Source organism: Chryseobacterium sp. PCH239, from assembly GCF_018924625.1.
In the GTDB taxonomy this organism is placed as follows: Bacteria; Bacteroidota; Bacteroidia; order Flavobacteriales; family Weeksellaceae; genus Chryseobacterium; species Chryseobacterium cucumeris.
In genome coordinates, this window is sequence record NZ_CP073027.1 from 2,222,727 (window position 1) to 2,235,898 (window position 13,172).

Annotated in this window: 10 protein-coding genes and 3 pseudogenes; 1 reads left to right on the forward strand and 12 read right to left on the reverse strand. The window is 34.7% G+C overall.

The features are described from left to right. Positions 1-363: 363 nt before the first annotated feature. The 3 genes and pseudogenes from KBP46_RS24120 to KBP46_RS23670 form a co-directional block, all read right to left on the reverse strand. Entirely contained in the window at positions 364-1,506 is a 1,143-nt protein-coding gene (locus KBP46_RS24120) for an RHS repeat-associated core domain-containing protein (protein WP_216445477.1), read from the reverse strand. A gap of 126 nt (positions 1,507-1,632) precedes the next feature. Beyond that, positions 1,633-2,073, reverse strand: a complete 441-nt coding sequence (locus tag KBP46_RS10235; RefSeq protein ID WP_216445308.1) for a hypothetical protein — start codon at positions 2,071-2,073, stop codon at positions 1,633-1,635. 851 nt (positions 2,074-2,924) lie between these two features. Continuing rightward, positions 2,925-3,329, reverse strand: a pseudogene (locus KBP46_RS23670) (RHS repeat-associated core domain-containing protein); the annotation flags it as partial. On the opposite strand from KBP46_RS23670, the gene KBP46_RS24040 reads away from it, so the two are divergent. Continuing rightward, on the forward strand, positions 3,266-3,664 hold the full coding sequence (locus KBP46_RS24040; RefSeq protein WP_216445309.1) for a helix-turn-helix domain-containing protein: 399 nt from the start codon (positions 3,266-3,268) through the stop codon (positions 3,662-3,664). The pseudogene KBP46_RS23670 and the gene KBP46_RS24040 sit on opposite strands and share 64 nt — an antisense overlap. Before the next feature lie 77 nt (positions 3,665-3,741). On the opposite strand, the gene KBP46_RS10250 is transcribed toward KBP46_RS24040, so the two are convergent. From KBP46_RS10250 to KBP46_RS10290, 9 genes and pseudogenes are all read right to left on the reverse strand, one after another. Beyond that, on the reverse strand, positions 3,742-4,146 hold the full coding sequence (locus tag KBP46_RS10250; protein ID WP_216445310.1) for a hypothetical protein: 405 nt from the start codon (positions 4,144-4,146) through the stop codon (positions 3,742-3,744). Continuing rightward, the gene (locus tag KBP46_RS10255; protein ID WP_253297259.1) at positions 4,124-5,008 is read right to left on the reverse strand and encodes an RHS repeat-associated core domain-containing protein; all 885 of its coding nucleotides are present in this window, start codon (positions 5,006-5,008) and stop codon (positions 4,124-4,126) included. The genes KBP46_RS10250 and KBP46_RS10255 overlap by 23 nt, the downstream gene beginning before the upstream one ends. A gap of 696 nt (positions 5,009-5,704) precedes the next feature. Then, on the reverse strand, positions 5,705-6,064 hold the full coding sequence (locus tag KBP46_RS10260) for a hypothetical protein (protein WP_216445311.1): 360 nt from the start codon (positions 6,062-6,064) through the stop codon (positions 5,705-5,707). Between the two features lie 615 nt (positions 6,065-6,679). Then, positions 6,680-7,363 (reverse strand): annotated as a pseudogene (locus KBP46_RS23680) (RHS repeat-associated core domain-containing protein); the annotation flags it as partial. A 226-nt stretch (positions 7,364-7,589) separates the two neighbouring features. Further along, a complete protein-coding gene (locus tag KBP46_RS10270; RefSeq protein WP_216445312.1) occupies positions 7,590-8,045 on the reverse strand; it encodes a hypothetical protein in 456 nt (151 codons plus the stop codon). Continuing rightward, positions 8,026-8,550 carry a hypothetical protein gene (locus tag KBP46_RS10275; protein ID WP_216445313.1) on the reverse strand — a complete coding sequence of 175 codons (525 nt, stop codon included), beginning with the start codon at positions 8,548-8,550 and terminating at the stop codon, positions 8,026-8,028. Before KBP46_RS10275 ends, KBP46_RS10270 begins: the two co-directional genes overlap by 20 nt. 170 nt (positions 8,551-8,720) lie before the next feature. Then, positions 8,721-9,062, reverse strand: a pseudogene (locus KBP46_RS10280) (RHS repeat domain-containing protein); the annotation flags it as partial. Between the two features lie 54 nt (positions 9,063-9,116). Further along, entirely contained in the window at positions 9,117-9,671 is a 555-nt protein-coding gene (locus KBP46_RS10285) for a hypothetical protein (protein ID WP_216445314.1), read from the reverse strand. 1 nt (position 9,672) lies between these two features. Further along, entirely contained in the window at positions 9,673-13,167 is a 3,495-nt protein-coding gene (locus KBP46_RS10290; RefSeq protein WP_216445315.1) for a DUF6443 domain-containing protein, read from the reverse strand. Between the last annotated feature and the right edge of the window lie 5 nt (positions 13,168-13,172).

Below are 13,172 nucleotides of genomic sequence, written 5' to 3' on the forward strand. Positions count from 1 at the left end.
AATAACGAGAATAAAAAAGGTTTATTAAAATTAATAAAACAATAAAAGCAACTAATGACTTGTAAGTTCTATTTTTGGATTTAGGTAAATCATCATAATAAATTATAAATTTCTTCCATTCATTTTTAAATACAAAAAAATAAAGATCTGGAATTATTATAAATAATAAGCTTATAATAATTAATTGGAATTTTGATAAATCTAAATCAAAATAATATAGAAAACTTATAAATAAAAAGCTTTTTAATATTATAAGAGTTATTACTGCTTTTGTATCACTCCAAAACTTAGGTTGTGAAATATAATCCCAAAACTTATAAAAGCAGTAAAAAAATAATAATATATTTTTTTTAAATTCATAATTTAAAATTTTTGTGAGCCATAAGGGGCTGTTATAAAACCAGAAACAATAGAAGCATTTTCAGATTGTATACTTTGGTAATTATTTCCATATCCTTCCCAACCCCCAGGATAAAAGGAATCAACGCCAAAATATAATAATGCGGGAACAGTTCCTACACCAGTTAACCCGTACAATCCCATAATTGTGTTTAAATCAGCTTTACGTGGATGTACTGCATTTGGAGAGTTTGGATCTCTTTCGTATTCTTTAACTCCGTAACCATAATCTAAAACTATTCCAAGACCAACTGTTATAGGACCTAAAAATTTCCCAGCTTTAATTAGACTTTTTACGTTTATTAAACTTTCTGACTTTAAAAAAGTTCTCCCATTTCCATAGTATTTAATACCTCTATAGGTAAAAGGTACATTACGTCTTGCTGTACCAATATATCTCCTATATGGTAAATTAGACATATATACTCCATTGAAAGATAATAGTGTATTACCCTGACTTAATGGAGAGTATACTCCTACTGAAGAATCTTGTTGAGAGTTAGATAGCTTCATCATATGTCCTATCATTTCCTGGGCTGTATTGGCATCTCCTAAAGCCCCTCCTGTCCACCAGCTCATATAGCCGTTGTTGCTGCTTAATGAAAAATCTCCTCCATTTTTAAGTGCAAGCAATAAATCCTTATAGGCTGCTGTCTTTCCAAAGGCAATACTTCCTGAGCCTCCAGGGTCTCCACCATTCCACATAGTTTTGAAGTTATTATTAAATCCTGCCATTTCATAAGATCCTTCAAACCAACCACTACCATAAATAGTTGTGTTCTGATCAAACCTCCAGAATAAAGAAGAATCATGCTCTCTTTGTGAGGCGGACACATTTTGCCTTCCATCCGGGTCTATAAACATCACAGGATTGTCATAGGCATAGGTATAAGTACTCCATCTTCTAGATTTTTCTGCCAGCGGATCTATTACACCCCACCTTCCTAGGTCCGGCATATACATTCTTGCCCCATAATCATACATTCCGCTTTCCTGAAGCTCTTTACCATTGTATTTATAACTGTAGAAAATTCCAAAGTTAGAAGTACTGAAAGCCCCTGAGATATGGTTCAGCCCAAAAGGATAATAATTGTTGGTATCGATAATTTCAGGAACGCCTGCGCTGTTTTTGGCAAAGGTTACCCTGGCATTTCCAAGGTGGTCTTTTTACCAACACATCTGAAACACCTGATATGAACGCTAACACTAGCTTGCAGTTTGTTGCTTATGTATTTAATTATTTTTTTCAAACTCGTATTTTAGCATTTCATCAGGATCACCTTCCCATATAAAAATATTCCATGGTGGGTTATTTCCATTGATACCTTGCCCTGAGATATAAAATAAAATTTCCCCTTTTGTTCCCTCGGGTAGATTATATTTCATAGTAATTCCATTGTCTATATTATCAAGAATACCACTTTCTACATTTTCTGTAAACTGCCAAGTTCCTTCAGCATTTAATTCTCTATTTTTATTTTTTGGAAAACTACTGATTTTATAATGATCGACCCCTTTCAAAATACAAGTTCCATTTTTATTTAATTTGATATATGCATTATCAGATGACTTCCAAGTTCCTATAAAATCTGATTGTTTTGGCTTAGTTTCACCACAACTATATAACATAATTGTTAATAGTGTAATTAATAAATATTTTAATTTTGTTTTCATTTTAGATATAATACTTCTGTCCAGTGAAATGATTGAGTAGTTTTAGACCCCCAACCTGTTTTAAATTTTTCATTAATAAGTTTCCCCGCTGTCTGTTGCCAAATTGGAAGATAGCCAAGCACAGGAGAGCGGGACGCAGATTGCATTGTAGAAGAATTTTCAACATGAAATGAAACAACTACACTCTTATTATATGCTGCTGCCGTGTATTCTAAGTTATAAGATCCTAAATATGTTACTGCTAAATTCCCTGTTAACCCGCCTGTTAATAACGTTGAATAATCTTTAAGATAAAGCCCAACTCCTTTTATACCACCTAGCTTATAAGAATTTGACCCCTCTAAACTACTTTGACTTAAAGCCATTTTAGATAGGATAATATCCCTAGTGGCTTGTACATGACTATGTTGTCTTAACATTTCTGTCATTAAGTCTCCATTAGTAAAATCTCGGTGTCTTGGACCTGTTCCTGAAAGCCACTCTACACCTAATTGCCAAGGAGTTATTTCTTTATTTGAAGGAAAATTTTCACGCCTTAATTTCAGCATGTTAAATTGTCCCACTCCAGTGACATTTGGGTCAGAATCCTCATAATCTGTCCACCATTTCAAAGTACCATTCTGATTAACCAATCCGCCACTTCCCCCATTATAAAATGCATCCATCAGATCTGCAAACGCTTGTGTCTGTACGAAGGGTCTACTTCCCGAACCACCATGATCCCCTCCGTTCCACATGGTTTTGAAATTATTACCAAAGCCTGAACTTACGTAAGAATCATCAAACCAACTATTTCCAAGAATAGTACTGTTTCTATCAAATTTCCAATGTAATGCGGACACATTTTGCCTTCCATCCGGGTCTATAAACATTACAGGGTTATTATAAGCATAAGCATAGGTACTCCATCCTCTGGATGTTTCTGCCAGCGGATCTATTGCACCCCATCTTCCAAGGTCCGGCATATACATTCTTGCGCCATAATCATACATTCCACTTTCCTGAAGCTCTTTACCATTGTATTTGTACTGGTAGGCATTCTGGGTAGTGGCGGTATAATTATGCATCATCCCGAAAGGATAATAATTATTCACTTCTACAATTTCCCCAGGTTTCCATTCTCCAAGGCAACCAAATTTAGGCGAACATGTTGATGTATTATATCTCCTTGGCTGGATAATACCATCTCCATTTGTATCGGTATAACTTAATCTTACATTTCCCAGATGATCTATGTTGTAAATATAACAGTTTCTCTAGAATAAAAAGTAAAAGCCACTGTTTTTGCAGTGGCTTTTATTCTTACCTGCCACACGAAAGGATTCGTGCGGGAGCGTGGGGTGTCCACGGGGCTGTCATCGGTAGATATGAGCGTGAGGAAGTAAAACCATCTATTGAGATGGCTACACAACTGGCGGAAGTTTTAGAGATTTCTTTAGATTATCTCGTAGGTTCTACAGATGTTCTTTTGGAAAAAAATATCGTCTCCAAAATCCTAGACATCCAAAAACTAAAAGAGAACGACAGACAACACGTCTTCGCTCTTCTGGATGCTTTTCTTAAACAAACTAAATTGCAAAGCATTATGTAAAACAAACCCCTCGCAAATTTGCGAGGGGTTTGTTTTTATCTACCGGCACGAGCGAGACGCTCGCGCCAGCATGGGGGTTATTGCTGTATACAATTATTAATTATTGGATTAGATGTATACAGTATAGGTTGTTCATTAATACTTCCCCTCCAAATAATTTCATTATCAAAAGAAATAGAAGTATTATCATACTCACTACTTGTAATAGTCGTATTTAGAGAATATTTTTTTAATGCTAAATTATATGGGATACCTACTTTTACAGCGTTACACTTAACAAGATTTTTCTCTTTCTTTTCAGAAATTAAAAAACTTTTTTTGTCTCCTTTTATTTCTAAAATATAAAAATTAGATGTTTTAATAATCTTATTAAATATTATATTAGTTGGAGAAATATTCGCCTTATCTTGTGAAAAACAAGATAATGTCATAGTAAAAATTAAATTAATAAATATTAATTTAATTAGGAATTTTATTTTCATAGAGGGGGTGTTTTTTACCATTTATATCAAGATATATTTTTTCTGTTATTGATCCATCTCGATTTTTCTTAATGTCTTTACCTGGTGTTCCGTTTCTAATTCTATCAGGATCTAATGTACTAGCTTTATTATGAGCATTTAAATAATTCTGTACATTTTCTTTACTAGATCCAGGTGTTTCAGATGCAGATATATAGCTCTCTAAAATTTCATGTAGAGCTGCCGAACCTTGCGGTGACTTTTCTGCTTTATCCACTTTTTCTGCCTGATTTGGATTTAAAATCTGATATCCTTCAGTAATTGTTTCACCATTTTCACCTACAACAACTTTATTGCCTCCATAAGCACCACTTACGATATAATTTCCATCAGCTGTTTGATTTGCACTTGTTGCTTCTAAATTAACTATAACACTCTTATCTTTAGTTGCTTCTAAAAGTTTCTGTTCGGCTTTTGTTGGAGTTGCTCCCTCTTTGATAGAGCCTGTAACTTTGCCATTCTTATCAATTTTTAAATCAAGATTCGTTGTTTTAGATTGTAGTTGTTTAAAAGCTTTGTCTTTTAAATCTCCTGTAATTATGACATCAGTTACACCACGACCATCAGGATCTATAAACCTAATCGGATTGTTCACGGCATAATTATAAGGAGACCATCTTCGGTACTGTTCAGCCAACGGATCCACCACTCCCCATCTCCCAATATCGGGCATATAAAATCTTGCGCCGTAGTCGTACATTCCCGTCTCTTGGAGTTCCTTTCCGTTGTACTTGTACTGATAAGCATTCTGAGTAGTTGCAGTATAATTATGCAGTAATCCAAAAGGATAATAAGTATTCATTTCTACAATTTCTCCGGGCATGCTTGTGCTAATGCAATTAGGTATTTGGAACGGAGGTATAAAAGGACCATCGCAAGTCTGTGAAAAATACTGCCTTGGCTGTATTACTCCATCTTTATTGGTATCAGTGTAACTTAATCTCACATTTCCTAAATGATCAGTAAAATTATAGACATACTGATTCAATAAGGCGTCATAATACCCTTCCGAAGTGGGGATTATTCTTAGTTTTATTTGTGCTACGTCATTAGGATCATCAATACTACCTATTCTTCCAACTGATGATTCTGAAGGCTTAGTACTTTTATACTGGAAGCCATCCAGATAATGGGTTTCCAGATCTCCAAAGAGCTTCTTTACTTTTACTCCATCTGCTCTGTAAGATAGCTTGTCAATTTTAAGTTTTGAGTAATCTTATCTGGTAAATTTAAATAATTATATTGGAAGGAGAAATGTAATTATTAACCAGTTATACATATAAAATAAAAGCCACTGCAAGAGCGATGGCTTTTATTCTTACTTCCCACACGAAAGGATTCGTGCGGGAGCAGGGCTCAATGATTTTTAAAATGGTAGATAAAATGCTCACTACAAAAAAATTTAAAGACTTCTTTAATAAAAATGTAGCTGCTTTATAAAACATAAAACCCACCGCAATTGCGATGGGTTTATTTGTATCTGTCGACACGAGCTATACACTCGCTCCAGCGTGGGAGATTAATCTTCCTTATATAAAGGAATCTTTCGTATTTCGTCATTTACTTTTTGTAAAGTATCTTCAGATATATTATTTTTCTTTAAGAATGATAAAACTTCTTCAACATTTTCTTCTTTTTCAATACAAAATAGTTTCATTTTATTTCTATAAAAAATACTAATATTAAGTAAAGCATGTGGCGAATATGTTTTAATAGAATAGATAGTAAGATTATGATTTTTGAAAATAATTTTAGTTACTATGGAACTATTAAATGTATTTTGATCTAAAACTTCATCAAAGACAAATTTTGATATTTCAATCCTTTTATTTGAAATGTCTTTATATTTATTTTGTGAATAAAATAAAGAAGTAAACAAAAAAACACTAATATAAATTTCATTCTATTATTTATTTAATTCTTTTAAAACTTTATCTTCAGATCTTTCTGGAACAGATTCAATATCTCGTTCTTTATAACCTTTCTTGCCATCATTATTAGCATTATATCTACCATCTATAATATTTTTAGGATCTGTTGCATGTGTTATTTCATGAGCAGCTGTTGCAGAAATCATACCACTTACATCATTCTTATCATGCAACTTTCCATATTCTAACGCTTGAGCATCCCAAACTAATTCATTTTTAGTCTCACTAATCCTCTTAGATACAGTTTTTATAGTTCCTTCATAGATAACTATCTTCATTTTAGTCAAATCATATTCTCCCGTTTTCTCATTAAGTTTGTATTCAGGTGTAGTACCTCCCATTCTCTTTGAATCCGTTTTCTTAGTATCAACTGAAAAGCTTACTTCGTGTTTAGCATTCACGGCATCTTTTAATTTCGCTAATCCTTCATTAGTTCTTGCTAAGGCATTTCCTACTTTTTTAGTATCTGCACTTGCATTTTTACTCCAAGTTAATGTCCCATCGGCATTTTGTTTGTAAGTAACTTTCTTGCCATCAGTTCCTCTAATCCATTCAGGAGCTCTTCCATCTGGATCTACAAAACGGATTGGATTATCAAACGTATAATTGTACGGAGACCAGCGACGCATTAATTCTGCTTTTGGATCCACCACGCCCCATCTACCTAAGTCAGGCATATAGAATCTCGCTCCATAATCATACATCCCGGTCTCCTGCAACTCCTTTCCGTTGTACTTGTACTGATAAGCATTCTGAGTAGTTGCAGTATAATTATGCAGTAATCCAAAAGGATAATAATTATTCACTTCCACAATTTCTCCGGGCATACTTGTGCTAATGCAATTAGGTATTTGGAAAGGAGGTATAAAAGGGCCATCGCAAGTTTGTGAAAAATACTGCCTTGGCTGTATGATTCCATCTTTATTGGTATCAGTATAGCTTAATCTCACATTTCCTAAATGATCCGTAAAATTATAGACGTACTGATTCAATAAGGCATCATAATATCCTTCCGAAGTAGGGATTATCCTTAGTTTTATTTGTGCTACATCATTAGGATCATCAATACTACCTATTCCTCCAACTGATGATTCTGATGGCTTAGTACTTTTATACTGAAATCCATCCAGATAATGGGTTTCCAGATCTCCAAAGAACTTCTTTACTTTTACTCCATCTGCTCTGTAAAGATAGCTTGTCAATTTTGAATTTTGGGTAATCTTATCTGGTAAATTTAAATAATTATATTGGAAGGAGAAATGTAATTATTAACCAGTTATACATATAAAATAAAAGCCACTGCAAGAGCGATGGCTTTTATTCTTACCTCGTTTTATTTTTGGACACGAGCGAGACGCTCGCGCCAACGGGGGATCTCTTTATGAGTAAATATAACTAATTTTTAAAATACTACCACACGAAAGAATTCGTGTGAGAACGCGGATTCGTACGACAGTAAGAAAGAAGCATTTTTTATTTACACTGAACAATATCTTGAGAATATCTTCGATTTTTAAATTCTACAACATAATCATCCTTAAATTTACAATATCTTTTTTTATATTGTTTCATATCTAAATTGTAAATTCTAACAATTAAGTAATCTGTATCATAAAATAAACCTTTACTAAGCGGAATATTATAATTATATGATTTAATTTTTTTCTTTTCATCAAAACCTTGATAATCAAATTTCAAAATAACATCTTCTTTAAAAACATCATTATTGTCAATTTCAATTTTTTTTCCAGGATAATAATTAACTTTATATTCTCTGTGAGATACATTATTATTAAATCTTAAGCCTAAAGAATTTGTAACAATTTCATCATTTATGAATATAATTAAATTTACATTTTGACCATATGCACAAAAAGATATAGTACTCGTTAAAATAAGTATTATTAAATTAAGGTTTAATTTTACCATTCTCATAATTAGATAATATTTTATTGACTGTTGAAGATTCTATTGTCATTGTTTGATTTCCATTTCTATCATAGAAAACAGCTCCTTGTTTATTATTAGGATTAGTAAAAGTACCATCAGAATTTACCTTTACTGTGTTTCTTTCTAAATTACCTGCAATAATGTTTGTGTCCCGATTAGTAAAATCAGCTATATCAGCACCGGATGGTTCTGTTGCGGTAAAAGTATAAGTAGTAAATTGCCCTTCTGTACCACTGCTCTCCACAGCTGTCCCTGTTGGATGCGTATGTAATACTATATCGGAAGTAATTTTAGTTCCAACACCTTGCTGAGTTGCTTTATCAAAACCATTAACTTCACCTTCAGCAACGCCTCCACTTATAGTAGTTTTTCCTCCTGTTGTAAATATAGTTCTATTACCTGCTAAATTAATGTCTGCTCTAACTTCGTGAAGCCCAGCCTTAGAATCCGGACTGATTAAATGATTAGATGGAGAGTTTGTCATTTTCAAAGCAGTAGAAATAGCCCCTAAAGAGGCTAATCCCCTGCAACTTCTTTCTTGTCTGTTGTTAAATAATTACTTTTATTTCCTTGACTTATATATATTTTACCATCGTTTTTTCCATCACTTCCCAAATATTTACCCGAAGTTCCAAAAAAATCCCCAAAAGGAGCTCTTCCATCAGGATCAATAAACCTAATTGGATTATTAAAAGCGTAATTATACGGACTATGGCGACGCATTTTCTCCGCCAGCGGATCAACAACACCCCATCTTCCTATATCCGGCATATAAAACCTCGCTCCATAATCATACATCCCACTCTCCTGAAGTTCTTTACCATTGTACTTGTAACTATAATAACTTCCAAAATTAGAACTACTAAGCATCCCTTCAATATGATTCAATCCAAATGGATAATAATTGTTGGTATCTGTAACTTCAAGAACGCCTTCGCTGTTTTTGGCAAAACTTACCCTGGCATTACCAAGATGATCTCTGTACTGGTAAATATAACTAATTGTAAATACTACCACACGAAAGGATTCGTGCGGCAGCTTGGGATCAGTTTAGTCTTTTTTAAACTTTGCGATACACTGTTCAATAAATTGAGGTTGTGTAAATATCACTTTTTTGTCATTTACATACATAAATAACGAATCGTTTTTAACTGCATTGAGTTTTTTATCATGAACCTTTAAAAGAAAAATTGCCTGATAGTTACCCGTTCTATCTTTTTTTGGTTCCAGATGACTTACACTTTCTGCAATTTTTATTTCATTTTTCATACTATCGTCCACTTTTGCATATTGTGATTTGATTGCTTCTAAATCATTTACTGCTTTAAAATTTTCAAGTTCTTTTATTAGCTGTTCCTTTCGTTTAATTAATATCTTCAATCTCTGACTGGAATATTGAAATAAGAGATCAGCTTCCTGCCATTCCATTAAAGTATCATATTTTGCAAGATGAATGGATTCTAAAGAAGAACCATCTTGTTTAAGCTCTTGTGTAATTTTTTTCTGAATCGATTGGGTTAATTCTTCTTTAAAGCTTTCAGCCTTATCTTTTCTACAAGAAAGAATAGTGAATAGAATCAATATATAAATTATTTTAGTCTTCATATTATCTTGGTGTTATTCTTTTTAATATAGAATCAGCTTGCTTATCAAGTCTAGCATTAATAGCATTAACACTACCTACCATTGAATCCTTTTGACTTCTTGACATATTAGTTTTATGTACATCCTGAGTTTTAACACCGACACCGGTTATTCTGTCTCCAGATCCTCTATAAATATTAAGACCAACTGCTTGGGAACCATAAAAACTAAGTGTGTCCGAATTTACTGGGTCACCTGTAGCTTTAGAAGGTTTATACAAATCTATCAACGACATAGCATCAACCATAAAATTCATCAAGCTTGGCGCTCCTTTATCCCCTCTGCTCAAACCATTGTGTATGCCTCCAAAGTAACCTTCTACATCAACTACTTTGTCTATATCTGATCTAAAGAAAGGATTTGTACCACCACCTATACCTGCACCTCCTGGATTTGAATAATAATCTCCACCCTCATTTCCTAAATGAGAAATATCTCTGTCCAGTTGAAGTCCACTAGAAACAGTTCCCCCAAGTGTCTCATTTGAAAAATTCACCATCGCTGTTGACAAATTATCAGGCATATATTCCGCTGTTCCGCCTGCATTGAGTCTCACATAACTAGCTTCTCCTTCAGCTCCAATCTTAGCATCTGAAATTACCGAGCCATTTTTAGCAAATGCATCTGCTCCAGCAGCTTTTGCCTGAGCGGCTGTCGTAATATTCGCATCATATGTCCATTGATTATCCTTCTTAATCCAATCTGATTCTGATCTTCCGTCCGGATCGATAAATCTTATAGGATTATTTATAGCATAATTATAAGGTGAAAACCTCCTGTTAATTTCCGCCAGCGGATCCACCACACCCCATCTTCCAATATCCGGCATATAAAATCTCGCTCCATAGTCATACATTCCCGTCTCCTGCAACTCCTTCCCGTTGTACTTATAATTATAAGGAACTCCTCCAAAAGGAGCAGGCACAATAAGCCCCTCCTGGTGTTTTAATCCAAAAGGATAATAGTTGTTGGCATCAATAACCTCAATTCCAGTACCATTATTCTTATAGCTCACTCTTACATTTCCTAAATGATCCGTATAATTGTAAATATACTTATTTTCCGTAAAATCATAATACCCTTCGGAAGTCGGTACAAATTTTAATACCGGAATAGTGTAAAGAGAGGCTGAGGTATCATATGCATGCCTGTTATCATACTGGAAGCCGTCAAGGTAATTGGTTTCTATGGATCCGTTCATACTGTATGTTTTAGAAACTTTCGTTCCGTCTGCCCTATAGGTGTAGCTGGTCTTGGAAATACCTATCAACCCTTCGTTAACTGAAATATAACTAGGCAAATTCAGGTAATTATAACTGATCTTCATTTTTTTATCAGGATGATCCGTCATATTCCCATTAAGATTATAGGCCATGGTTCCCTGCAAAGCATTATATCCTGAACTGTTATTAATAACACCGGCAGGAAGGGTAATTTTGTCCAGGGTATTACTTTTGTCCCCATTCTGATAGTTATAGACCAGATCATCAATCTTCTCTGCGATAGTTCCCCCGGAAACAGGCCATGAAAATCTTTTTAAGGTTTTAATATTTCCATTGAGATCATAACTCAACTCTTCATTAAAATAATTATTCTGGACTACAGAAGAATTGGGCTCGGAATATACTCCTTTCAACATCCTGTTTAAAGCATCATACTGGTAATTGTACCTTTTTAACCCTTCTGCACTGGAAATATTCCAATCAATCTCAGCAATGTTTCCATTAAACCTTCCTGTTGATGTATTGGTATACACAGGATTGTTATACTTCATTTCATATCCAAATAATTTTCCATTCAGATTAGCCGGATCATTAACCTTAGTCATCCAGCCCCGGATATTGTATTGATAAGCAATGGTCTGTAATGGAGATGCAGCTGTTCCTCCTACTTTCTTGGATTCCAGCTGGGAAATTTCATTATACTTATTCTGGGCAAGGTATTCAACAGGATTGCTGCCTACCTGATGGGTATGGGTCAGAAGCCTGTTCTGGGGATCGTAGGTGAATTTTTCTACAATGTTTTTTTCAGGATCTGCAGCAAGTCTTTTATGATAGGTATTGGTCTGAAGGATTACTCCCGAAAAATCAAGTTTATTGTTGACCACAGTATAACCTCCTAAATGATTGTTGCTTCTTGAACCAATGTTTCTTCCCTTCGTATCGTACCAGATAAAATTCCTAGTCCATTTATCATCTTCTATATTTTTGATATAGGAAGCGGTAAGGAGTCCTTTAGTCGTTTGTGCATTAGCTGGATTGTCCGTAAGGAGAGGCTGGGCAAATACATTGGTAACTGCAGAAGAACCTGGAGGATAGGTGTCATAATAATTAACACTTAACACCTGGCTAACATTCGAAGGAGTGGAAAGCTTCGTATAGTATACCGCCATACCGTTTAAGGTAAATCCCGCCGCAGCAGTTCTGGTTTCATATAAAACGGTATTGACGTTGGCACTGTTTTGCATTGATACCCTGCTGGCAGTATTATTGGTAATTCCGGTGTAAATGGTTCTTCCAAACTGGTCATATTTGGTAAAGAGCCATTGTCCTTTTCCTTTAAGCTCGGTATCCTGAATCAGTATAAGCTGATCAGCTGCGTTATACACCATATATTCCCAGCCTTTACCAGGCAGTTTCTTTTCTACCAGACGATTTCTCCCGTCATATTTATATTGATAACATAAATCATTCAATACGGTATTCGGATCTGCTTCTACGGAGGCTTTGGGAGGAATTACATATGCCAGCTGATTATAATCATTATAAACATAATAGGTATTGGCACTTTCTGTAGCACTGATTACTTTTCTGACCAATACCACCTGACCCTGTCCGTTTTTGAACTCAATACTTTGGTTGCCATCTTCATCGGTAACTGTATTTTTATATAACTGTCCTACTCCGTAGGAACCGGATAAAGTGAGTTGGGAAGTAAAATTGGTATAGTTAAAAGTGGCGGTGTATTTTTTAACCTCGCCATCTGTATTGGCATCATATCCAAATTGTACAGGCTTATTATCCCAAGCGTTTCCAACTTGTTTCTGGCTTAAAATACGGTCTAAAGGTGAGTTTTCAAGAATCTTCTCTGAATAGATCTTTTCATTCCCGTAGGTGGTAGGATAAACACCCAAAGGTCCTGAATAATAGTTCCCGTTGCTTGTGGAAAGTTGGGGAACCGGAAGGTAGTCTTTCACCTGTCTCCCGAACGCGTCATATTCAATGTGGGTGACAACATCTCTTCCCAAAGGTGATGCTGTTATGTTAACAATCTGCTTGGGTCTTCCCAGACCGTCAAAATACTGTACAGATTCTGAGGATTTTGTAGCTGTAGTACCATTATAATCCAGATACGTTTTGGACTGAATATAGTTTTCATTGCTTGAGATCGGGGAAAGCTGGGCGTAGGTTATATTGGATAAGAGCAACGCTCCTATCGGTATTATCAATTTTTTCATCAGTT

Coding starts and splice junctions, on each gene's coding strand:
- KBP46_RS10235 (WP_216445308.1), bottom strand. CDS start 2,073: ATGAAAACAAAATTAAAATATTTATTAATTACACTATTAACAATTATG.
- KBP46_RS10250 (WP_216445310.1), bottom strand. CDS start 4,146: ATGAAAATAAAATTCCTAATTAAATTAATATTTATTAATTTAATTTTT.
- KBP46_RS10255 (WP_253297259.1), bottom strand. CDS start 5,008: ATGCCCGGAGAAATTGTAGAAATGAATACTTATTATCCTTTTGGATTA.
- KBP46_RS10270 (WP_216445312.1), bottom strand. CDS start 8,045: ATGGTAAAATTAAACCTTAATTTAATAATACTTATTTTAACGAGTACT.
- KBP46_RS10275 (WP_216445313.1), bottom strand. CDS start 8,550: ATGACAAACTCTCCATCTAATCATTTAATCAGTCCGGATTCTAAGGCT.
- KBP46_RS10285 (WP_216445314.1), bottom strand. CDS start 9,671: ATGAAGACTAAAATAATTTATATATTGATTCTATTCACTATTCTTTCT.
- KBP46_RS10290 (WP_216445315.1), bottom strand. CDS start 13,167: ATGAAAAAATTGATAATACCGATAGGAGCGTTGCTCTTATCCAATATA.